The 22,957-nt window shown below is 60.6% G+C and carries 19 protein-coding genes, 1 tRNA gene and 1 CRISPR repeat array; of the genes, 12 read left to right on the top strand and 8 right to left on the bottom strand.

Annotation, left to right across the window (positions count from 1 at the left end):
* Positions 1–136: 136 nt before the first annotated feature.
* A CRISPR array of direct repeats spans positions 137–3,034; the repeat unit is 29 nt; unit sequence CGGTTCATCCCCACGCGTGTGGGGAACAC.
* A gap of 189 nt (positions 3,035–3,223) precedes the next feature.
* Both Q0520_RS00775 and thsA read right to left on the bottom strand, forming a co-directional pair.
* Positions 3,224–3,308 (bottom strand) — tRNA-Ser (locus Q0520_RS00775).
* Positions 3,309–3,487: 179 nt separating this feature from the next.
* The gene (gene thsA, locus Q0520_RS00770; protein ID WP_298665418.1) at positions 3,488–5,083 is read right to left on the bottom strand and encodes a thermosome subunit alpha; all 1,596 of its coding nucleotides are present in this window, start codon (positions 5,081–5,083) and stop codon (positions 3,488–3,490) included.
* 178 nt (positions 5,084–5,261) lie between these two features.
* On the opposite strand from thsA, the gene Q0520_RS00765 reads away from it, so the two are divergent.
* A complete protein-coding gene (locus tag Q0520_RS00765; protein WP_298665415.1) occupies positions 5,262–5,822 on the top strand; it encodes a hypothetical protein in 561 nt (186 codons plus the stop codon).
* A gap of 14 nt (positions 5,823–5,836) precedes the next feature.
* On the opposite strand, the gene Q0520_RS00760 is transcribed toward Q0520_RS00765, so the two are convergent.
* The 4 genes from Q0520_RS00760 to Q0520_RS00745 are packed head-to-tail and all read right to left on the bottom strand — an operon-like array spanning position 5,837 to position 8,778.
* Positions 5,837–6,457 (bottom strand): orotate phosphoribosyltransferase-like protein, encoded by a 621-nt coding sequence (locus Q0520_RS00760; protein WP_298665413.1) that lies wholly within the window; start codon positions 6,455–6,457, stop codon positions 5,837–5,839.
* Between the two features lie 58 nt (positions 6,458–6,515).
* Complete coding sequence (locus Q0520_RS00755) at positions 6,516–6,971, bottom strand: NOB1 family endonuclease (RefSeq protein WP_298665408.1); 456 nt, start codon at positions 6,969–6,971, stop codon at positions 6,516–6,518.
* A complete protein-coding gene (gene rtcA / locus Q0520_RS00750; RefSeq protein ID WP_298665405.1) occupies positions 6,968–7,933 on the bottom strand; it encodes an RNA 3'-terminal phosphate cyclase in 966 nt (321 codons plus the stop codon). Before rtcA ends, Q0520_RS00755 begins: the two co-directional genes overlap by 4 nt.
* Positions 7,930–8,778 (bottom strand): ribose-phosphate diphosphokinase, encoded by an 849-nt coding sequence (locus Q0520_RS00745; RefSeq protein ID WP_298665402.1) that lies wholly within the window; start codon positions 8,776–8,778, stop codon positions 7,930–7,932. The genes rtcA and Q0520_RS00745 overlap by 4 nt, the downstream gene beginning before the upstream one ends.
* 85 nt (positions 8,779–8,863) lie before the next feature.
* Between Q0520_RS00745 and lonB the strand changes: the two genes are divergently transcribed.
* Genes lonB through Q0520_RS00725 form a run of 4 tightly spaced genes read left to right on the top strand, consistent with a single transcriptional unit; the run spans position 8,864 to position 13,654 of the window.
* On the top strand, positions 8,864–10,792 hold the full coding sequence (gene lonB / locus Q0520_RS00740) for an ATP-dependent protease LonB (RefSeq protein ID WP_298665399.1): 1,929 nt from the start codon (positions 8,864–8,866) through the stop codon (positions 10,790–10,792).
* Between the two features lie 2 nt (positions 10,793–10,794).
* Positions 10,795–12,123: a TldD/PmbA family protein gene (locus Q0520_RS00735; protein ID WP_298665396.1), complete on the top strand. Its 1,329-nt coding sequence runs from the start codon at positions 10,795–10,797 to the stop codon at positions 12,121–12,123.
* The gene (locus Q0520_RS00730; RefSeq protein ID WP_298665392.1) at positions 12,110–13,390 is read left to right on the top strand and encodes a TldD/PmbA family protein; all 1,281 of its coding nucleotides are present in this window, start codon (positions 12,110–12,112) and stop codon (positions 13,388–13,390) included. The genes Q0520_RS00735 and Q0520_RS00730 overlap by 14 nt, the downstream gene beginning before the upstream one ends.
* The gene (locus Q0520_RS00725; RefSeq protein ID WP_298665390.1) at positions 13,391–13,654 is read left to right on the top strand and encodes a pro-sigmaK processing inhibitor BofA family protein; all 264 of its coding nucleotides are present in this window, start codon (positions 13,391–13,393) and stop codon (positions 13,652–13,654) included.
* Between the two features lie 852 nt (positions 13,655–14,506).
* On the opposite strand, the gene Q0520_RS00720 is transcribed toward Q0520_RS00725, so the two are convergent.
* Both Q0520_RS00720 and Q0520_RS00715 read right to left on the bottom strand, forming a co-directional pair.
* Complete coding sequence (locus Q0520_RS00720) at positions 14,507–15,208, bottom strand: KaiC domain-containing protein (RefSeq protein WP_298665387.1); 702 nt, start codon at positions 15,206–15,208, stop codon at positions 14,507–14,509.
* Positions 15,208–16,032: an ATPase domain-containing protein gene (locus Q0520_RS00715; protein WP_298665384.1), complete on the bottom strand. Its 825-nt coding sequence runs from the start codon at positions 16,030–16,032 to the stop codon at positions 15,208–15,210. The genes Q0520_RS00720 and Q0520_RS00715 overlap by 1 nt, the downstream gene beginning before the upstream one ends.
* A 217-nt stretch (positions 16,033–16,249) precedes the next feature.
* On the opposite strand from Q0520_RS00715, the gene Q0520_RS00710 reads away from it, so the two are divergent.
* From Q0520_RS00710 to Q0520_RS00680, 7 genes are all read left to right on the top strand, one after another.
* Positions 16,250–17,746, top strand: a complete 1,497-nt coding sequence (locus Q0520_RS00710; RefSeq protein ID WP_342765217.1) for a type II/IV secretion system ATPase subunit — start codon at positions 16,250–16,252, stop codon at positions 17,744–17,746.
* Positions 17,743–19,680, top strand: coding sequence for a type II secretion system F family protein (locus Q0520_RS00705; RefSeq protein WP_298665379.1), 1,938 nt, complete (start codon positions 17,743–17,745; stop codon positions 19,678–19,680). The genes Q0520_RS00710 and Q0520_RS00705 overlap by 4 nt, the downstream gene beginning before the upstream one ends.
* A 54-nt stretch (positions 19,681–19,734) precedes the next feature.
* Positions 19,735–19,887, top strand: a complete 153-nt coding sequence (locus Q0520_RS00700) for a hypothetical protein (protein ID WP_298665376.1) — start codon at positions 19,735–19,737, stop codon at positions 19,885–19,887.
* Positions 19,884–20,363, top strand: a complete 480-nt coding sequence (locus tag Q0520_RS00695) for an alpha/beta hydrolase (RefSeq protein WP_298665374.1) — start codon at positions 19,884–19,886, stop codon at positions 20,361–20,363. The genes Q0520_RS00700 and Q0520_RS00695 overlap by 4 nt, the downstream gene beginning before the upstream one ends.
* Positions 20,364–20,420: 57 nt before the next feature.
* The gene (locus Q0520_RS00690) at positions 20,421–20,750 is read left to right on the top strand and encodes an ATPase (RefSeq protein WP_298665372.1); all 330 of its coding nucleotides are present in this window, start codon (positions 20,421–20,423) and stop codon (positions 20,748–20,750) included.
* A 40-nt stretch (positions 20,751–20,790) separates the two neighbouring features.
* The gene (locus tag Q0520_RS00685; protein WP_342765216.1) at positions 20,791–22,713 is read left to right on the top strand and encodes a V-type ATP synthase subunit I; all 1,923 of its coding nucleotides are present in this window, start codon (positions 20,791–20,793) and stop codon (positions 22,711–22,713) included.
* A gap of 3 nt (positions 22,714–22,716) precedes the next feature.
* On the top strand, positions 22,717–22,957 hold a 241-nt coding region (locus Q0520_RS00680), incomplete at its 3' end, for an ATPase (RefSeq protein ID WP_298665368.1).

Below are 22,957 nucleotides of genomic sequence, written 5' to 3'. Positions count from 1 at the left end.
TTGATCTCTGAATGGGCGTTTTAATATATAAATGGGGCTAGCAGGGGGTGAAAGTAATCCTCTTTCGAATGTTGCTCGCTTTTCACTTCGGGAAAACTCTGTGTGAGTGAGTGATGTCTATTTTTTGATATGGTGTTGGACCATCCCCACGCGTGTGGGGAACACGGCTTGGTCTGCCAGAGTGTCGGGTTCCCAGACGGTTCATCCCCACGCGTGTGGGGAACACCCACCCACCGAACTCCTTGCCGTATTCTATGACGGTTCATCCCCACGCGTGTGGGGAACACTCCCCCAACATCCGCCCGGTGATGAGTTGATACGGTTCATCCCCACGCGTGTGGGGAACACATCAAATGATATTGTTCCGAGACTACAGTTTACGGTTCATCCCCACGCGTGTGGGGAACACGAAGACGGGAGAGAAAAAATGACGGAAATGACCGGTTCATCCCCACGCGTGTGGGGAACACGGACGCGCTCATCGTGGACCTCCTCTCTGAGTTGGTTCATCCCCACGCGTGTGGGGAACACGATCTCCTGCGGCGTGAACGCCTGTGAGATCGCGGTTCATCCCCACGCGTGTGGGGAACACTATCTATAATTTATCTGATCAACCGGGATCGTCGGTTCATCCCCACGCGTGTGGGGAACACTCGTGCAAACGCATCAATGATTGAATAAAATTCGGTTCATCCCCACGCGTGTGGGGAACACACGAACGACGGCTCCGACCCTACCAGGGGAGGCGGTTCATCCCCACGCGTGTGGGGAACACTCCCCACGCGGCCGGAACGGTAGCAGAAACCGCGGTTCATCCCCACGCGTGTGGGGAACACATAATACCGACGCCTAAAACGGCGCCCATAATCGGTTCATCCCCACGCGTGTGGGGAACACTGGCTCGGTTTCCCCGCCCCAGATCCGGTATGCGGTTCATCCCCACGCGTGTGGGGAACACCGGGACGGCATGGACTACGAGTTCACTGTCGTCGGTTCATCCCCACGCGTGTGGGGAACACGGCGGGGAAATTCAATTCAGTTCGGACCGGATCGGTTCATCCCCACGCGTGTGGGGAACACCTAGGTCTCTGGAGGGCTGGACAGTTGAATCTCGGTTCATCCCCACGCGTGTGGGGAACACGGAGCAGTATCCCATTCCCACACATCATTAACCGGTTCATCCCCACGCGTGTGGGGAACACTATCGGATCTCCGAGGCTGCGATGGACGTCATCGGTTCATCCCCACGCGTGTGGGGAACACATCCAATGCAGGTTCTACTATAAACGGCATATCGGTTCATCCCCACGCGTGTGGGGAACACGCGGGATGTGACATATTTATAATAATCTGGTTTCGGTTCATCCCCACGCGTGTGGGGAACACTTGACAGCCAGGCAGAACATGCATTGGCGAGGCGGTTCATCCCCACGCGTGTGGGGAACACAGACGCCGCATTTAGCTCGTCTGGGAATGTAGCGGTTCATCCCCACGCGTGTGGGGAACACTGTGCTGAGGTGTAAAAAATGACTGCAACTCCAGGTTCATCCCCACGCGTGTGGGGAACACTGCCGGGCGGGATCGTGTTCCCGGGGCCGCTGCGGTTCATCCCCACGCGTGTGGGGAACACGAAGGGTATGACCCGGCGACGTCGATGTATTTCGGTTCATCCCCACGCGTGTGGGGAACACTCTACGCCCCCGAGGCCTTCGCCGAGATCCGCCGGTTCATCCCCACGCGTGTGGGGAACACACGGGCGACCTCTGAGATCCGGGCCCCGGTCTCGGTTCATCCCCACGCGTGTGGGGAACACAACGTGCCCACCGCGTCAGCGCCCTTGAAGTACGGTTCATCCCCACGCGTGTGGGGAACACAGGGGGGCGGCCGCACGGAGGTCGTCCTGCGCCGGTTCATCCCCACGCGTGTGGGGAACACAGGTTCCGGTATTTCGAGCGCAGGGACGATCTCGGTTCATCCCCACGCGTGTGGGGAACACGGTCAGTGTCAAGGGCGGCGTCACCCTCTCCGCGGTTCATCCCCACGCGTGTGGGGAACACCCTCTGGACTCGCCGATATCGCCGTCCGGGGGCGGTTCATCCCCACGCGTGTGGGGAACACACCTCGACCTCCTGTGCCGGAAACTGCAGGACAGGTTCATCCCCACGCGTGTGGGGAACACCACAAAGTGCTCGCGGCCGGCGACGTCGTGCTCGGTTCATCCCCACGCGTGTGGGGAACACTCTGACACCGCCTTCTGGTGGGATGAGACGGCCCGGTTCATCCCCACGCGTGTGGGGAACACTGGGTCGCGTTGAGGGTGCCGAGATCCAGCGCCGGTTCATCCCCACGCGTGTGGGGAACACGCCGAGGATGGCGCACCGAGTGTTTAGTGTTACGGTTCATCCCCACGCGTGTGGGGAACACCGAGCCTCCGGCATCTGGTTCGCACGAAATCGCGGTTCATCCCCACGCGTGTGGGGAACACTCCGGCACCTCTGCCAGCGTTTTCGACGGGGACGGTTCATCCCCACGCGTGTGGGGAACACACAGAGAGCGTGGTGGATGTGCGCCCCGATTTCGGTTCATCCCCACGCGTGTGGGGAACACTGAAACTCTCGCCCGCCCTCGGAAACTGCACCAGGTTCATCCCCACGCGTGTGGGGAACACTCGATGCGGTCCACCAAGGCGTCGAAGTCCGCCGGTTCATCCCCACGCGTGTGGGGAACACATTTGCGAAACGGGCGGCGGGATGAAGGCGGGCGGTTCATCCCCACGCGTGTGGGGAACACCGGCGGAAACGCGAGAGTCCCCGACGTCAGACCGGTTCATCCCCACGCGTGTGGGGAACACCGCGTCGAGTCGAGCAGCAGCCCGCCGGAGGGCGGTTCATCCCCACGCGTGTGGGGAACACCAGGACGTGCAGTCGAAAAAGTGGAGGAGTGTCGGTTCATCCCCACGCGTGTGGGGAACACGCCCTCCCTCCGGACCATCTCCAGACCGCCGTCGGTTCATCCCCACGCGTGTGGGGAACACTCTTCTCCTTATCATCCCCGGAAGGATTATTCCTTCCGGTCTGTGCCCCGGCCCCGCCCGTACCCCGGCGCCATGAAAAATGAACCTCCCGCCGCGCCTGGCATGATACACAAAAATTGCCGGCACCGGAAATGAACCTTTCCCGAGGGCCCCCGCTCTCCCGTTCATGTCATGCAAAAGGGATGAAAACGCCGGGGGGGAGATTTGAACTCCCGAGGTGTCGAACACCAGTAGCTTTCGAGGCTACCGCCTTCCCGGACTAGACTACCCCGGCCCGTCCGGCTATTATTATCTGTCGGCTGCGTTCATAAACCTTTGCGATTGGCAGGGACATGCCGCCCCCTCTGTCAGCGGAGAGACGCCAGACAATCGCTCCCCTCCTGGCCGGGGTATACAGTCACCTTCGGACTGGATAAAAAAAAGGGTGCCGGGATATCCCGGCTTTTCACCACTTCAGGCAACAGGGCCCGACGGTGCGCTCTTCTTGACCGTGACGAACATGTCATCGACGCGGACGAGCATCGCCGCCATCTCGGTTGCTGACATGATCGCCTGCTTCTTCACCCGTGCCGGCTCGAAGACCCTCTCAGCCTTCATGTCCACGATCTCGCCGGTGTAGACATTGAGGCCTGCGTACTTCTTGCCGGCGGCATGGGCCTTCTTGAGGTCGACGACCTTGTCGATCGGGTCGAAGCCGGAGTTCTCGGCGAGAGTCTTCGGGATCTCCTCGAATGCCGCTGCATAAGCTTCGAGGGCGATCTGAGTCCTGCCGCCGACACTTGCGGCGTAGTCACGGATCCGCAGCATCATTTCGGTCTCGACAGAACCGCCGCCGACGACGAAGGTCCCGTCCTCAAGGGCGTCCTGCACCACCCGGCGGGCGTCCTCGACCGCACGCTCGAGTTCGTCGATGAGGTGCTGGGTCGAGCCCCGCAGCAGGATGGTGACCGCCTTCGGGTTCGGGCACTCGGCGATCTTCACCAGGTCAGCGTCCTCGAACTGCTCGACATACCCGGCAGAACCGATGACCTCAGGCGAGATCTCCTGGACCTTGTTCACGATCACGGCGTTGAGCGCCTTTGCCGCGAACTTCATGTCCTTCTCCGCGACGTCCTCGACTGCGAAGATGCCATACTTCATCAGGTAATACTGGACAGCGTCGGCGATCCCCTTCTGGCAGAGGACAACATTGACCCCGGCATTGCGGATGCCGTCGGCGAGCTTCTTCAGGCTCTCGCGCTCCTGGTCACCGAAGGCAGTGAGTTGCTCGCTGCCGGAGATCTTGATCTTCGACTTCACCTGAGTCTTCGTGATCTCCAGGGGCTGGGCAAGGAGGGCGACTTTTGCGTTCTCGACCCGGCGGGGCATCCCGTCGGCAACCCGCTTCTTGTTGATCACGACACCCTTGACAAGTTCGGCGTCGTCCATCGAGTCGCCGACCTCCTTCGTGACGGCCACATCGTCCTCGTCGATGACCGTCTTCCCGTTCTTCGTTTCGGCAACGGCCTGGACGGCGTCGACGATGATCCCGGCAACCCTATCCTTCACCGACTCGATCGACTTCCCGGTCATCGAGGTGGATGCGATCTGCAGGAGGACCTCGCGGTCCTCGGGCGTGACCGTGATGATAAGGTCATTGAGGATCTCCAGTGCCTTCTCCATGCCCTTCCTGTAGCCGATGGCAATGATCGTCGGGTGGATATCCTTTGTGAGCATCGTGCCGGCCTGCTCCATGAAGGCGCCGCCGAGAATGCAGGCGGTGGTGGTGCCGTCGCCGACCTCGTCGTCCTGCGTCTCGGCGACCTCGACCATCATCTTGGCACCGGGGTGCTGGACCGAGAGTTCACGCAGGATCGTCGCCCCATCATTTGTGATCGTCACGTCCCCGCTCCCGGAGACGAGCATCTTGTCCATACCGCGGGGGCCGAGCGTCGTCCTTACCGCGGCGGAAATCGCCTTTGCCGCAAGAATGTTGGACTGCTGCGCTTCGTGCCCCTTGGTACGCTCGATATTATCTCTTAATATGACAACTGGCTGTCCGGCAAGCATGATAGAATCCTCCAATGTCTCATTAATATGGATTAGAACTTCTATATATGTGGTGCGGTGCCCCCCCTCCCGCCTGATGAGGGAACAGGATCCGTGCTTCAGTCTCTGACAGAAATACTATCTGGCGCAGTGGTCCCGCCCGCGGAGACTCTTTATGGATCGGCACCGAGATCTGCGCATGGATCACAGTCCTGCCCTCGCCAGACTGGAGCAGGCCATACTTCTTCTGGTCATTCTTGGCGGGGCCGGCATCGCTTTCAACCTATACACAGGCCCGGGCACGGAAAACCCTGTTGGTATTGTTCCTGATGCCCTTGCCAGTTCTCCGATGGTCCTCCTTGTCGATCCTCCCCTGCAGGGGTACAGCGACCCGGCCGACCCCGGCAGGATCGGTTCCGTCTCCATCTCCCTCAGACTCTTCCCCGGTTCTGTCGGGGCCGTTGACATGGACAGGGCGACCGTTCTCTTCAGCACACCGGACGGATCGGAGACATGCGGGACCGAACCCGTCCCGCCACACTGGGCGATCACCGGGAGACTGAATGCCCTTCCCATCGGCGCCGCCGACGATGACAACCTCCTCGAAACGGGCGAGGAGTTCATAATCAGGGTCCAGCCGTCCCGCACCCTCGCGCCGGGGGAGACATTCACCCTCACCGTCGCCCCGCCGCGGGGCCCGGTCGTGAAGGTCACGCGAACCGTGCCCCCAAAGATCACGCCGGTGACCGACCTCGGATAAAAAAAAGGGGGACCTCAGTCGATACGCGAGACCGTGCAGAGCGGGAGAACAGGGACTCCCTCGACGGCCCGCATGTCCCTCTTGTCGAAGATCACCCAGATCGCGACAGGCCGCGCCCCGTGGGCCCGCAGGTAGTCCACGACCTCGTGGAGGGTCCGACCCGTCGTGATCACGTCGTCGACAATGACACATGCGTGCCCGGCGATCGAGGCGAAGTTCCCGGAGATCGAACCGACCTTCTTCTCTGCAGGACTGTGCTTTGCCGGGTGGTAGATCGCAAGCCTCTTCTCCATATGGCTGGCGATGATCGTCGCCATCGGGACTCCGGAGAGGGAGATGCCGACGACGGTATCGTATGCGGCGGCATCAGGTCCGGGGAAGAACTGCCCACCCGTGGCGGCGCCCTCGTGCCGCCTGATCAGCATCTCCCCGAGAAGGTCAAGCATCCCGGCGTCGCTGCTCATCGCCGTCCAGTCGATGTGCACGTCCTTCGGCGCCTCGGCACTCCGCTGCTGGGTCAGGAGCCAGGTCACCGTCTCCATCGAGAGGGAGAGTTCGTCTGCGATCTGCTCCGGGCTGTGGCCGTCTGATAGGAGGAGCTGCGCTTTGTTGATCAGTTCGTCGAGGGAACTCATAGATGAGTGGTCTTCCGGTGGATATTTAAGCGTTTGTGGGACGCTGCCCCCGGAAGACCTATCGCCTCTTTCTCCGGATCACCGAACCGCAGACCGGGCACTCCCCCTCGTGCCCGAAGTACCGCCCGCACCCGGTGCAGCGGTACTTCCATGCGACTTTCGCCGCACGCCTCTGCTGGATAGGTTCTGTGGCAACACCGAGGCGCATTGCCGCGTTCTGGAGGGCGAAGTCGTCGGTGTACACCGTGGCCCCGAGTTCGCGGGCGAGAGCAAGGACTGAGAGGTCGGTCGGCGACAGGACACCGATGTCACGGCTCTTTCCTGCCGCCTCCCGTGCGGCGTGGGCATTCTCCGGGGACGGGCTGGCAATGGCAAGCCCCTCTGCGAGGAGAGCCTCGTACCGGCACTTTGCCCTGAGATCCACCAGTTCGGCGACGACTTCAGGCGTCGTGTACAGTTCCCCGGTATAGGGACGGTCCACGAAGAATGCCGTGGCATCGAGGACAGCCTTCATGCCGAGAACACCGCCGGTTTTGCGCCTGACACGGCGATCTCGTATCCAAAGAGGGAGAGAAGGCGGCAGGTCGTCGCCGCATGGCTCGATATTTCTGGCGCAGAGTACGACCCCCCGGCCCGTGCAAGGTAGACGAGGAGTTGATCGGCAAGGTGGACGTCGACGTCGCAGGCGACAGACCGGGCGGCGAGGAGTTCGTCCCCCGCCATCCAGCCGACCTTCTCCGCGGGGAGACCCCGCTTTCCGATGGCAACACCCCCCTTCGCCCCTTCAAAGACCGTCACCGACGTGCCTGTGCCCGGTCCGGGCGTCCGCTCGATCCGTACAGGAAAACCCGGGAGAATAGCGGACGCCGCCTGTGCCTGCCTCTCGGCCACGTGGTCAGGGAGGTTCTGCGAGCAGGAGACGATCCCGGCACGGGGAGGCACCCCCGCGATGGCGAGAGGGGCGATGGTCGATGGCCGCACTGTCACCCGCACCCGTCCCCCGCCGACAGGGAAGTATCCCCTCCCCAGGACCTCCACCTCGATCTTTGCCCCGTGGGCACGGAGGAGAGGCACGAGCACCTCGGAAAAATAGTCGATAGTCGGACTCTTCGAGACCTCGGTCCCGCCGGTGAGGGTGATCGTCCCCCCCGCTTTCAGGGCCACAGGCAACCAGGCCTGGAGGACGAGGGGGATGCTCCCGGCCGTGCCGATCGCAAGGTCGATCTCGGTCTCCCTGACCTCGCCGGGCGCAAAAGTCAGGGCTTCGCTCCCCTTCCGGCACCCCCTCATCTCGGCCCCGCAGGCGAGGGCGACCGCCTGTACTGCCGTGCAGTGCTGGGCCGCAAGCCCGGGCTTCGGGCGTTTCGCCCTGATCTTCGTGACCCTGATTGGGGTGGCGGTGAGGGCCGCAAGGGCGACCGCGTTCCTTACCACCTGCCCTCCACCCTCTCCGATGGACCCATCGATCTCTATCATTTCCGCAGTGCTGCCGCGATGCACCGTGCCGCCGAGACCCCGGAGCACGCCCGCTCGATCGTGTCCGAGCAGACGACACTCTTCACACCGGCACTCCTGAGGTGGACATAGGCCCCGCCGGTGAAGACGCCGTGGACGCAGATGGCATGGACGGCCGCCGCACCCTGGGCATAGAGCATCTTCGTCGCCGTGGCGAGAGTCCCGCCGGTCGAGATGATGTCATCGGTGATAACGACCTCACGCCCTGCGACGTCGAAGGTCTTCGGCTCCATCATGACCTCTTCGCCGGAAAGCCTGGTCTTTTTCAGGTAGTCGCACTGCCATCCGCCCACGGCGGCGATCTCGGCCGCAAAGTCCGCGGCCCCGGAGTCGGGTGCGAGGATCAGGGGCTTGTCCAGGTCCCTGCCCTTCAGGTACTCCCCGATCTCGGCTGCAAGAGAGAGGTCGTGGGCCGGGACTTTGAAGTGCCGGGCAATGTCCTTCTCGTGGATATTGACGGTGATCACGCTGTCGACCTCGTGGGAGAGGGCCCTGGCGGCGACGCGGGCGCTTATGGGCTCACCGTCCTTGAACTTTTTGTCCTGTCTGGCGTACCCGAGATAGGGGATGACAAGAGTTTTTTTCGTCATCTCACAGGCGTCGACGAGGAGCATCAGTTGAATAAATGCGTCATTATCGGTGACGCTCCCCACGATCACGGTCTCGTCGTCCAGGGGGTCGAGGACCTGCAGGTACAACTCTCCGTCAGGGAAGCGGGCAAAGCGGGTGTCGGCCACCTGGACCCCGAGTTCATCGGCGATCCGAACGGCGAGTATCTGGGATTTTTCTGTGCATACAACCTTCATTTCTGGTATTTCCCCCAGCTGAAACTACTTAAACTATCATGAAAATAGTATATAAGTATCATTGCCCAATGAGGTTGCACTGCTCATGCAAGACACTGTTTCTGACATCCTTGAGAAGAAAGCGGACGAGGATCTCCTTCAGGGATCTTCCATCACAAACTCCTCCGAGGTCACCGTCCCACCCCGGCTGATCGACCAGGTGATCGGTCAGGACGCAGCGGTGGAGGTGATCAAGAAAGCGGCCACGCAGCGCAGACACGTGATGATGATCGGCAACCCGGGAACGGGCAAGTCGATGCTTGCGAAGGCGATGGCCGAACTCCTCCCCAAAGAGGAACTCAAGGACATCCTCGTCTACCCGAATGTCGAGGACTCAAATAATCCTATCATCCGGACGGTCGCGGCCGGGCGGGGCAAGCAGATCGTCGCCGCCCACAAGGCTGAGGCGGCGAAGAGGAAGCAGATGAGGAACACCCTCGTCATGCTCCTGATCTTCGGCATCATCGGCTACGCCCTCATCGCCGGCCAGGCCCTGATGGGCATCATCGCCGCCGCCTTCATTTTCATGGCCCTCCAGTACTCCCGGCCGCGTGAGGAGGCGATGATCCCGAAGCTCCTCGTCTCCAGCGAACCGAACAGCACCGCTCCCTTTATCGACGCCACCGGTTCGCATGCCGGCGCTCTCCTCGGCGACGTCCGCCACGACCCCTTCCAGTCAGGCGGCCTGGAGACCCCGGCCCACGACCGCGTCGAGGCCGGCGCAATCCACCGTGCGAACGGCGGCGTGCTCTTCGTCGACGAGATCAACACCCTGACCCCGCACTCCCAGCAGAACCTCCTCACCGCCCTTCAGGAAGGGGAGTTCCCTATCACTGGCCAGTCCGAGCGTTCAAGCGGTGCCATGGTCAGGACCGAGGCCGTGCCCTGCCGGTTCATCATGATCGCCGCGGGCAACCTCGACGCCATGCAGGGGATGCACCCGGCCCTGCGGTCCCGTATCCGCGGTTACGGCTATGAGGTCTACATGCAGGACACGATGCCCGACACCCCCGAGAACAGGGAGAAGTTCATCAGGTTCATCGCCCAGGAGGTCAAGAACGACGGGAAGATCCCGCACTTCGACCGGAGTGCCATCGAAGAAGTGATCAGGGAGGCACAGCGCCGCTCCAACAGGAAGGGCCACCTCACCCTGAAGCTCCGTGAGATGGGCGGTCTGATCCGCGTTGCAGGCGACATCGCCCGGCAGGAGGGCGCGGAGGTGACCTCTGCCAGGCATGTGCTTGCGGCGAAGAACACGGCCCGTTCCATTGAACAGCAGATCTCCGACGAGTACATCCACCGCAGCCGCGACTACGACCTCACCGTTGTGACCGGGAAACAGGTCGGGCGGGTGAATGGCCTTGCTGTAATGGGCGCTGATTCCGGTTCCGTCCTCCCGATCGTCGCCGAAGTGACCCCGACGCAGGGGGCGGCAGGCACGGTCATCGCCACCGGTCTCCTGAAAGAGATTGCGCAGGAGTCGATCAAGAACGTCTCCGCGATCCTGAAGAAGTTCACTGGCAAGGACATCAAGAACATGGACATCCACATCCAGTTCATCGGGACGTACGGCGGTGTCGAGGGCGACTCGGCTTCCATCTCCGTCGCCACCGCGGTCATCTCGGCCATCGAGGGCATTCCTGTCAAGCAGGACCTTGCGATGACCGGTTCTCTCTCGGTGCGGGGTGACGTCCTGCCCATCGGCGGCGTCACCTACAAGATCGAGGCGGCGGCGAAGGCCGGGATCAAGACAGTGATCATCCCGAAGTCAAACCTCGACGACGTGCTCATCGAGGACCGCTACCGCTCCATGGTCAAGATCATCCCTGTTACGCACATCGAGGAAGTGCTCGAAGCGGCTCTGGTCCCGCAGAACCGCGAACTCTTCCTCGACAAACTCAAGAAACTCGCTGCTGAACCGGTGAAGAAGGCCCTCGAGTCCTCGACAGTCAGCAGCACCCATCTGGCGGCATAAGCATGGACAACGTCCGCTACTATGATATCAGGCACGTCCGCGGCTCGGCCACACACGTCGACATCGACAATGGCGTGGTCGAATCGGCGGGCACCAGTTTTTATGACCAGGCTGTTGTCAGGGTGCTCGGCCCGCAGGGCTGGGGCATCCTCACCCTGGAGAACTTCGACCCTGACGCACCCTGTGACCGGTTGATTGCACGGGCCCTCGAACTTGCCGCGATCACTGGCGACGAGGTCGAACTCTCTGACGCCCCGCAACGTGGCGTCCTGCCGGTGCCGAAGGCCAGCGAGGACCCGGCCGGGGTCTCTCTTGAGGAAAAGACGGAACTTCTCTCCTCGATCGAGGGGGCGGCGAAGTTGACCGGGATCGTCAATACCCGGGCCCGCTATGCCGAATCGATCGAAGAGGTACGCTTTGTCGATTCTTCGGGGTGTGAATACTCGTACACTATCCCGCGTTGCGGTTTTTCCGTGGTCGCCGTCGCCTCGCGGAACGGGGAGATGCAGATGGGCCGGGAGAGCAGTTACACGATCCAGGGCCTCAACCTCCGCCACAAGCAGGAGATGGGAGAGAAAGCGGCGCAGACCGCTCTTGCCCTCCTCGACGCGAAGGCGGCGAAGGGCGGCAGGATGCGGGCTGTTCTCGACCCCGAACTCGCCGGGGTCTTTGCTCACGAAGCGGTCGGCCATGCGAGCGAGGGCGACCTGATCCGCGAGGGGAACTCCGTGCTTGCCGGAAAGATCGGGGAGAGCATCGGCAGTCCCCTCCTCACCATCGTCGACGACCCCTCCCTCCCGTACTTCGGTTTCGAACCGGTGGATGCGGAGGGAGTCGCCGTCGGGAGGACCGAACTGATCAGGGGCGGCCGTGTGAACGCCTACATGCACTCCAGGCAGACCCTTGCTGCGGTCGGCAACGGTTTTGCCGGCCATGCCCGTGCCGAACCCGGTGAACCGCCCCTGGTGCGGATGAGCAACACCTTCATCGAGGAAGGCGATGCTTCATACGACGAGATCATCGCCGAGTGCCGGAACGGCGTGCTTTTGCAGGGTTCCCGCGGCGGCCAGGTCGACCCCGGCCGGGGCGTCTTCCAGTTCAATGCCGAGTATGGCTACATCATCGAGAACGGCGAGATCGGTACGATGGTCAGGGACGTCTCTCTCTCTGGAGACATCCTCGGTACCCTCCATGCGATCACGCTCCTCGGGAACGACCGGGAGATGCACGAGGGGTACTGTGGTAAAGGTGGGCAGAGTGTCCCGGTGAGCGACGGTTCTCCTCATGTGCTCCTTGAAGATGCGGTGGTGGGTGGCAATGGAACTGATTGATGCGATCCTCCGTGCCGGTGCATCAAAAGCCGACGAAGTGGAGGTCTATATCTCTGAAGGCGAGTCCATCTCCGCCGAAATGAAGCGTGACCGGATCGAGAATGCCGGGGGTTCGAAGGGCTTTGGCATCGGTATCAGGGTCATTGTCGGCGGGCGGATCGGTGTCTCCTCGACTGCGAACCCGAATGACTGGGAAGTGTGCCTCGCCGCCGCCCTTGCGAGCGCACGCCTCGCCCACCCGCAGGAATGGGGTGGACTTCCCTGCCCTGCTCCCCTCCCGGACGCCCCGCAGATCAATGACGCAACTCTCCGTCTGGACGCGGCGACGCCGCGGTCGATCTGCAGGGAGATGCTTGCAGGCGCCGCGGAGCACGACGCCGCAGTCACCGGCGGTTCTGCTTCCCTGGCACGGGGGAAGGTGACGATCGCGAACACCTCCGGCCTCCTCTACGAACAGGAGAGGACGAGCACGGGGTGTTCCCTTGAGTGCATCCATGAGCGCTCGACCGGGTTCGAGTTCGACGCCTCTCCCTTCATGGACCTCAACCCCCACCGGGTCGGAGAGCAGGCGGCCTTCTTTGCTGAGCACGGCGCCGGTGCCGGTGAGATCGCGACCGGGGACTACGACCTCGTACTCTCGCCGGTCGCCCTCTCCCAGTTCCTGGGCTATGTCCTCGAACCCGCTCTATCGGGGAGGAACGTCCATGCCGGTCGGTCCTGGCTTGCCGGGAAAATCGGCGAGACCTGTATCGGCGAGGAGATCTCGGTCTTCGACGACCCCTCCCGCCGCGGTCTGGGGAGCACGCGTTTCGATGCCGAAGGCGTACCCGCACGGAAGATCACCTTCTTCGACCACGGTGTCCTGGCGCATTATGCCTACGACCTGCGGACTGCCTACCGCTATGGGCAGGAGAGCACGGGCTCGGCGGTCAGGGACGGTCCGGGCGGGGCGCCCGCCATCGGCGTCCACACGATGGTTATCGACGGCCCGCGCGACACCGTTGACGACGACCGTGCGGTCTACGTGAACGACATTGTCGGGGCGCACACGGCCAACCCCCTCACCGGCGACTTCTCTGTTGAACTTTCCAACGCCACCTGGATCGAGGACGGCGAGTTCGACGAACCGGTTCGGAGCGCCATGTTCGCAGGCAATGTCTTCGACCTCCTCGGTGCCGTGGCGGCGATTGGGCGGGAGGAGAGGATCGTCGGAAGCGCCATTCTCCCGGCGTTAAGGTTAAATAAACAGCACCTGATTGGTAAATAAATGCTGGAAACCATCATTGCCATCGTTGTGGTGATCGCGGTCGCCGCCCTCCTCTACTACTTTGTGAAGGAAGGGATGACCCTGATCATCAATGCGGTGGTTGGCCTCATCTGCCTGTACCTCATCAACCTCTTCCACCTGACGGGTTACATTGGCGGGACAGACCTTGCTATCTCGTGGGCGACGGTGATCATCTGCGCCCTCGGCGGGGTGATCGGTGTTGTCCTCCTCGTCGTCCTCAACCTGATGGGGATCACCGTCTGATCTTTTTTTTCTGTGGGGACGCGTCCCGGTTCTTCTGTTAATGAGAGGGAGGAGTATTTTGGGGGTACTTCAGGCTCTGGAGAATCTGGCATGATCTCCCGGATCAAACATACCGGATGAAAATCTCGGCGTGCCTTCCCGCACGCTCGCCCCGGGAGCGCTGCCCCCGTCAGCGAAAACCTTCGGTCAACGGCAAATCAGAGATTTGCCAGAACAGAAAAATCTTCGATTTTCCATACATGGCAAATGGAACATTTGCCTGCTCAGAGAATCTTTGATTCTCTGTGTTCTCGAACTCGCTTGCGCTCGTTGCCCCCGGGATTGCGATAGGGTCGGGAAGGCAGAAGGCGGACTTTCCATCTCTGAAAGGGGATGCTCGATGAGAGTCAGAGCCTCGTGCAAACCCGGAGAGTCGTTCTCCCGGATCATTTTCATGGAGCATATCCCAAAACAGGTCAGAACCCTCTACCGTGCTGATAAAAAGACTCATGCTCAGGTCTGAAAAATATGGCTGTGTAGATATCTTTTTTTGATGTGTCTGAACCGGGAGACGACCGCACCCGGATAGGCGGGGGTGGCAATATCCATCCCCCGATATCCTGTTCGCGCTTCCCGGGGCCAATCCTGTTTCGGGGGTCCGGGGGCAACGAGAAAGCCGTTAGGCTTTCGAGGTGTGAACGAAGTGAACTAGAGAAGACGAAGTCTTCGAGCAGTCCCCCGGTGGAGTGTATGGGGAAGGCAGTGGGTTCACGCCGCTCGTCATGGAATCGAGAGCGGCATCGACCCGAACAGGAGATTTTCTCCAGGTCTCCACCAGCATGCGGCCTCACACAGTACCCCTCTCCAGACCCCTCAAAACACATTTGCATCCGAGTACACCTGCACCCTGTCGCGCTGGATCTCGTACGGTTTGATCTCCCGCGAGTGGTTTGAGCCCCGCATCTTTGCGACCTCGGCCGCCGGGTGGACCTCGGCGATCGAGGACGGCCGCACGTACCGCAGGAGTATGACGGTGTCGGCCATGTACTCGATAAGGGCGTACTTGCTCGCATAGAGGTTGCTCTGGCTCGTCTCTGAGGTGAGGATGAGGGTACACTCCTCGTCTCGCATCATCTCGACGAACCTGAAGAGTTCCTGCCGCCGTGTCGCCTCGTCGGTGAAGAGACCCTCGAAGAGGGATATCGGGTCAATGACAACTCTTGTCGCTTTCAGTTGCTGGATCAGTCTTGGGATCTCGTTTTTCATCTGGTTGACCGCGACCGTGAAGTCGGTCGGGTCGAGTTTGACCACATAGAGGGAGGTGTCCCTGTATGCCTCCAGGTCCCATCCTTTCCTCAGGATATCCCTGTAGATCATCTCTACCCGCTCGTCGAGGGAGATGAAGACCACCTTCTCGCCCCGCTTCAACCCCTCATAGATGAACTGGAGGGCGAAAGTCGTCTTTCCCGTGCCGTACGTCCCGACGATGGCGCAGATACTTTTTTCAAGGAGTCCACCATCGAGCATTGCATCCAGTCCCTCGATCCCGAACATGACCCTCTTTTCTTCCTCCATTATACGACCACCCTGATGTTGGATACCTCGAAACCGTTCCCTGCCGTGATCCGCACCGCAAACTTCACAAGGTTCCGCTCTTCGAGGTGGGGCATCACACCCCTGAATTTCTGGAGGGACATCGTCCGCTGCCGTCGCATCCCCTGCATCTCCTCCCATGCAAAGAGGAAGACCGCATCCGCGCAGTCCTGGACCTCGGTCTCCAGGAGAGGGGGGAGGACGCCGCGGGTGAGAGGGAGGTAGACAACCGATCCCCAGCGCTTCGCCACTCTCTGGAGGCCACGCAGGAAACTGCTGAGGGTCTTCCAGTGTTCTCCAGTCCCGGCCTGTGCGGCGAGGTCGGTGAGGGAGTCGATGACGATCACGCTCTGGTGCTCTGCGTTGGAGAGAGCATCTGAAAGTTCGGTGAGGAGATTTTCCCGCCGTGTATGTTTCTGCATCCGGGAGAGCACGTCACCCTCAGAATACCATTCCGGCGGTACGACGCTTGCATCAAAGTAGACCTTGGAGAGGTCTTCAAAATGTACACCTTTTTCGAGGAGAGGATAGATCTCCGGGCTCACGGAAAGTGCGGCCTCGGTGAGGACGTCTTCCTTGAGCCGCGTCATCGTGATGTAGAGGATCTCGCGGGGTGCCGGGTCCAGACCCTCCTGTTTCATCCGGGCGAGGGCGATGACTGCTGTCCTGACGAAGTCACTCCCCCCTGCACCGATCTCGCTGAGGAGCAGGACCATCGAACCCGAAGGGACACCGCCGTCCAGGATCGGGTCAAGGGACCCGATCCCTGTGGGAACCTTCCGGTCAACTCGTGCCTCCGTATCCATGCGAAGATTCATTCCCCGTGCTATAAAAGAGTAACAGATTGGGTACACTTTGAGCCAGATCGCGCCTTCTGCCACTGGCCGAAATAGGAGAGATAAAGAAGATCTTTGATCCACTCTTCACTATCACGGAGTCACCATGCATCTGCCGTTATTTGGGAAGGGGTCGGGAGACCAGGTAAAAAACTGGGAGTATGACCCTGCGAGAGATCCCCCCCTTGTGGAGGCCAGGGTCCCTGACGGGGGGTCCCTCGTTGAGGAGTACTGGGTGGAGAAGGGTAGGTCCCTCGTCGCTATCGTGCAGGACCGGCAGAGCGGGCAGGTCGAATACTATCTCTTCGAACCCATGCTCTCGCCATTTGAATACGAGATCCTCGAAAGACTGTACGAAGACCTGCGTGACGTCCTGATACTCTCTGAGGAGGAGATGGCAGCAGACCACCACCGGGTCCTCCTCGACCGGACACACGCCCTTATCAGGGAATATGGTGTCACCCTGGACCACCTGGCGCTGGCAAAGGTCGAGTACTACCTCCTGCGGGACTTCCTGGGATGGTCACGCCTTGACGGGCTGATGAAGGACCCGGAGATCGAGGACATCTCCTGCGACGGCGTCGGCGTCCCGGTCTTCCTGTACCACCGGCGGCACAAGAATATCAGGACGAACCTCGTCTTCGCCGAGGAAGAACTGAACTCCCTTGCCATTTCGCTGGCCCAGCGCTCAGGAAAACACGTCTCTGTGGGGAGCCCCGTCGTGGACGCCACCCTCCCCGACGGGTTGCGTCTCCAGCTCACCTTCGGGCGCGAGGTCTCGACGCGGGGCACCTCCTTCACCGTCAGGAAGTTCAGGGCCGAACCCTTCACACCTGTCGAACTCCTCGACCTCGGCACTTTCTCTGCTGAAGAGCTTGCCTATTTCTGGACGGCGATCGAGAACAACAAGAGCCTCCTCTTTATCGGCGGGACGGCGAGTGGCAAGACCTCGTCCCTCAACGCCGTCTCCCTCTTCATCCCGCTCCTTGCGAAGGTCATCTCCATCGAGGACACACGGGAGATCACCCTCTTCCACGAGAACTGGGTCGCCTCGGTGACGCGCGATACCCTCTCTGGTGAGGAGTCCTCTTCCATCTCGATGTTCGACCTGCTCAAGGCGGCGATGCGCCAGAGGCCCGAGTATATCCTCGTCGGAGAGGTGCGGGGGGAGGAAGCGCAGACCCTCTTCCAGGCGATGAACACAGGCCACACCACTTTCTCCACAATGCATGCCGGGAACGTCGACGCCGCCATTCACCGTCTCGAAAACGAACCCCTGAACGTCCCGAGGAACATGGTGCAGGCCCTCGATATCGTCAGTGTCCAGGCGCTCACCTACAGGGGGACAGAGCGTGTGCGGCGCTGTCAGGAGGTCGTGGAGATCGCAGGCATGGACCCCGGTACCGGGAACCTTCAGGTGAACACGGTCTTTGCGTACGACCCTGTCCGCGACACAATGGAATACACGGGTCGGTCCCTTGTGTACGCCCGCGTCATGGAAGCGCGGGGCTGGGATGCTGGCAAACTTGAGGCTGATATCTGCGAGCGGATACGTGTCCTTGAAGCGATGAAGACGCAGAAGATCTTCGATTACTCCCGTGTCTCCCGGATCGTCCAGGCCTTTACCACCACCCGCGCTGCAGTCCTCGATCATCTCGACGACCTTGCAGGGCTGTTCCCATGACCCCCCAGCCAGGCATCGGTCGCCGGATTGCCGACACCCTGGTACGGCGCGACCCGGTGAAATACGGCAACCTCAGAGAGGACCTCATCTCGGCCCGCATGGGCATCACCGTCAGGGCCTATCTCCAGAGGGCCCTGCTCATCTCCCTCTGTGCCGCACTATTCTGTGGGGTCGTCGCCTTCGTCCTCTCCGACATAACTGTCCTCCCTGTGGAGGGTGGGGTTGCCGGCCTTCTCCCCTTCTCCCTTCCCGACGTCGGTAGCGAGACCCCCTTCTGGTCCCTCCTCCGCGTCCTCGCCATCACCGCCGGCGCCCTGGCCGGGGGCATGCTTGCCTACTCCCTCCTCCTGAGGTATCCGTCAGTCGAGAAGGGCAACAGGGCGACAAAGATCAATCTCTCCCTCCACAATGCCGTCTCGTATATCTATGCGATGCGCCGGGGAGGTGCCGAGGTGATGGACATCTTCCGCTCTCTCTCGGAGAATGCCGGGATCTACGGGGAGAGTGCGCTGGAGTTCAGGCAGGTGGTGCGGGACACCGACTACTTCGGGTCAGACGTTTTCACCGCTATCAGGCACCTGGCCGAGACGACACCCTCTGTGAAACTGAAGGAGTTCCTGGAGAACTTCCTCTCGGTTGTTGAGAGTGGGGGAAATCTCGCCACCTATCTGGAGAAACAGGTCCGACTCTTTCAGGACGGGGCGAGGTTCGAGCAGAAACGGTTCATCACCACTCTTGAGTTCGTCGGCGAGGCCTATGTGACCGTCTTCGTGGCCGGTCCCCTCTTCCTCGTCATCGTCATGGTGGTGATGGGGCTGATCGGCGGGTCGGCGGTCACCCAGTTATCCCTCATTACCTATCTGCTCATCCCGGTCGGTTCCCTGATCATGCTCCTCTTCATAGACCTTATCTCGGTCAGGGAGGACGTACCCGAACGTTACACCCACGTGAAGGTACTCGACCACTTCAAAGACGTCAGGGTCGAGGGGAAGGAAGGTGAAGAACCGCTTTTTGCGCAACTTGCACGGTATGACCGGGTCAGATCTCTCAGGACCTTTCTGCGCAACCCCTTCCGTGCTTTTATCCTCGACGCCAGACTTACCTTCCTCTTTTCCCTCCCGCTTGCGCTCCTCTACCTTGGCGCCGTCGTTCTCTCCCTTCCTGCGGACCTCCCGGCAGAAACTCTCATCGCCCTCGTCGACGACCATGTGGTCATCGCTCTCCTTGTCGTCCTTGTCCCCTATGCGGTCTTCCACGGCCTCTGGAACAGGAAGGTCAGGGAGATCGAGGACAGTATACCGGAGTTCCTCTCCAGAATGGCTGGCATGAACCAGGTCGGGCTGACCCTCGCCCAGGCGATCGTCGTCCTTGTGCGGACGAACCTCGGCGTCCTCTCCTATGAGGTCAGGCGGATCGGCCGTGACATCACATGGGGTGCCAATGTCCCTGACGCTCTCGTCCGTTTTGAGAAGAGGGTACGGACCCCGGCAGTCTCCCGGGCCGTCACCCTCATCACGACGGCGACGCGTATGAGCGGGAACATCTCTGACATCCTCACCATTGCGGCAAAGGACGCCCGGATGTCGGCCGTACTCCGGGAAGAGCGGTCCTCGGCGATGATCCTCTACCTTGCGGTCATCTACCTCGCCTTCTTCGTCTTTATCTTCGTCGTCATTGTCATCGCCACCAGGTTCCTCCCTGTCCTCGGCGACGTGGTGGCCTCAACCGGCGGCGGTATGGATGGGGTGATGCCGGGCTTCACTTCTGTCTCCCTCCTTCCTTTTGGGCGTCTCCTCTACCATGTCTGCCTTGTCCAGGCAGTCTTTTCAGGCCTTGTGGCCGGGAAGATGGGGGAGGGTTCGGTGCGGGCCGGCGTGAAGCATGCCTCGGTGATGCTCGTCGTCGCCCTGATCACCTTCAACATGCTGGTGTGACCTGCGCCCCGGAAAAAACGAACCTCTTTTATATTGTGGGGACAATTCTCCCCTATGTGCTCTATAGGCGGAGGCACTGATATCGAACTGGAGGAACGGGTGAAGGGAAAGACCTACAAATGCAGGGAATGCGGCGGACATTTCAAGGCTGTCGGCAAACACCCGGTATGCCCGTCCTGTCAGTCGGAGGACGTCGAGCCAGCATGATCCTCCACCCGGGTGAGGACGAACTCGTCTTTATCAGGGCACCATCCTCTTCTTTTCTCCTTGCCGGCAGCGTCAGGGAGCGTTTCGCCCTTGTCGTCGACACGGTGGACGATGAGTACTGCGAACCCGTCAGACCAGGCGACCTTGTCTGTGTCTCGGCCCCGGAAGGGGGGTCTGTGCGGGCGGCGGCAATGCTCCTCCTCCTTGTCCGCGACCACCACTATCCGGTTGTCGCTCTTCCGAAGGACCATCCCGGTGTGAAGCGCATCCCCATGGTCGTCTCGGCCGCCCCTGCGGTCACCCTATCCTGCGGGATCGTGCGGGGCACCCATCCAGACCAGCGCCTCCTCTGCTCGTCGGGCGATCTCGCCGGCATCACTCTCAGGGGGGAGGGGAGAACTGTCACGCTCGAAGCCCTCCCTCCGGGGTGCACGATCTCCTATATATGTGTGAACCGTGCTCTGGCAGATGAATAACAACAAATATAAAGGTAATTTCCATCAAATATGTGTAGGCCGTGAGAGGAGGGTTGGATGAAGAGTGAGGTTTTGAAGAGCATCAAGCAGGCAGAAGAAGAGTACAAGTCAATGGTCAGCGCCGCTCAGCTTGAGCAGAAGCAGAAGATTGCTGACGCAAGAGCGGAGGCCGAACATATCGTCGAGAAGGCCACCGCCGATGCGGAGGCATACAAAAAGTCGCGTCTCGCTGATGCCGCAACCGCGGCCGCTAAAAAGCGTGCCGATATCCTGAAGGACGGCGAGCAGCAGGCCGCGAAACTTAAAAAGAACAGCCTTGCGAATCTTGATAAGGCGGTCGAGTTGCTCGTCTCGCGTTTCAAGGAGCAGCTGCATGTTTCAGCCTGAACGGATGACTCGTATCCTGGTTGCAGGATCGAAAGACCAGATGGATACGATTGTCCGGGAGCTGTACCACCAGAACACTTTTCACATCGAAGATTTTGTCGAGAAGGAAGACGAGGCCTACGAGGGATTCAAGATCGGCATGCCTCTTGCTGAAGCAAGTACGGCGTCCACCGAACTGATCAAGATCCGGTCCATGGAGAACATCTTCGGGATCAGTCCCGACTCTCTCCCTGCGACCCGGAAAGAGAACTCCTCTGTAATGAAAGCCGAAGTCGACCGGAAACTTGCCGCACTCGTCAGGGATGTTGAGGGTCTGACTGCACAGCGGTCCAGGCTTGAGGCACAGGCGAAGGCCCTCGAAGGGCGTGTCGTCGCACTCGAACCTTTCGCTGCAGTCCCCCTTGATATGGACCTGTATCACGGCTATGAAGGACTATCCGTCTTTGCAGGATATGTCGATTCAGATGTCGAGATCCCGGTCGCCCACGAGAAACACTTCGTCCCTGCTGGCAAGGGCGAGCAGAACTTCATTGTGGTCTTTGTCACTGCACCAGATGCGGACGCGGCAGACCGCGCCCTGCTCGAAGCAAAGTTCCAGTCTATCCCCATCCCCGAGGGCAATGGTCCTGTCAAGGACCTGATCTACGATGCCCGGGGGAAGATCGCCGAACTCAACGAAGAGATCGCGAAGATCGACCGGAACCTTGAGGAAAAGAAGAAAGAATACGGCGAATTCCTTGTTGCATACGACGAATACTTCACGGCCGTCGTGGAGCAGGCGGAGGCCCCGCTGCGGTTTGCAACAACGGAAGACGCCTTTGTGGCAGAAGGCTGGGTACCGTCGGAGCGGGTCGAGGCGATCAAGGCATCACTCACCCATGCGACCGGTGGGAAGGTCTATGTCACTGAGCTTGAGATCGGCGACGACCCGAAGGACGTCCCTGTCGAATACGACAACCCCCGGTTCTCACACCCGACCGAGCTCTTTATGGACATCTACGCGCGTCCGCGCTATGATGAGTTCGACCCGACGCTGCTCGTCTCGATCGTGTTCCCGATCTTTTTCGGTCTGATCCTGGGCGATATCGGCTACGGTCTCGTGCTCCTCGCGATGTCCTTTGGACTGCGGAAGTATTTCACCGGAGAGGCTGGCACCCAGCTCCTGGACACCCTGAGAAACTCCTCGATCATGAGTTGTGTCTTCGGTGTCCTCTTCAGCGAATTCTTCGGTACGTCACTCCCGTGGGATCCGATCATCTATTCCAGACACCTGAATATTGGCGGCGCGGCGGTCCACAACCCGATGGTGGCCGAACTGCTGATCGTCTCGGTCTGGATCGGTATCCTGCATATCACCCTCGGGCGCCTCCTCCATGTGAGGAACCTGAGGCATGCAATGCACAAAAGTCCCCGCGTGAATCGTGAGATCCTCGGCCAGTTTGGCTGGCTCGCCACGATGTGGGGTATCATCGTCGCAATCTGGTCCATGTTCCCCATCCCCCTGATGGTCGATCTCACCGGCTTCCCGCCGGTGGCGATGGGCCTGAACGCGGCGGGCATCTTTGGTGCCGTCCTTATCCTGCTCGGCATCGTCCTGATCGGTCAGGAATCTCCTCTCGAACTGATGGAGATCCCGACTATCGTCAGTCACGTCCTGTCGTACACCCGTCTGGTTGCGGTTGGTCTCTCCTCGGTCGCAATTGCGATGGTCACCAATTACATCGCCTTCGACCTGATCATCAGCCCGCAGCTTGCGTCACTCACCATTGCGGGAGTGGTCATCATCCTGATGGGTCTTGTCGTCCTGCTCCTCGGCCATATGCTGAACACAGCACTTGGCATCCTGGGCGGCGGCCTGCACTCTATCAGGTTGCACTATGTTGAGTTCTTCACCAAGTTCTACAAAGGTGGAGGAAAGAAGTACAATCCATTTGGCATGAAAAGAAAGTTTACGGAGGAATAAATTATGGCAGACCCAGTAGTTGCTGAAATGACTGTTGAAATGATTCAGGCATCGCAGGTTGGACTTAAGGCAGTAGGCGCAGGCCTCGCTGTCGGCCTTGCCGGTGTGGGCACCGGTCTTGGTGAGATGGGCATCGGTGCCGCCGCCATGGGTGCGACCGCCGAGAACAAGGACATGTTCGGTCTTGCACTGCTCTTCACCGTTATCCCCGAGACTATCGTCATCTTCGGTCTTGTCGTTGCTC

Origin of the sequence: uncultured Methanofollis sp. (genome assembly GCF_937919355.1) — an archaeon.
Taxonomy (GTDB): Archaea; Halobacteriota; Methanomicrobia; order Methanomicrobiales; family Methanofollaceae; genus Methanofollis.
Note: the sequence above shows the minus strand (reverse complement) of the source record. Positions and strands in the feature narration are given on the sequence as shown.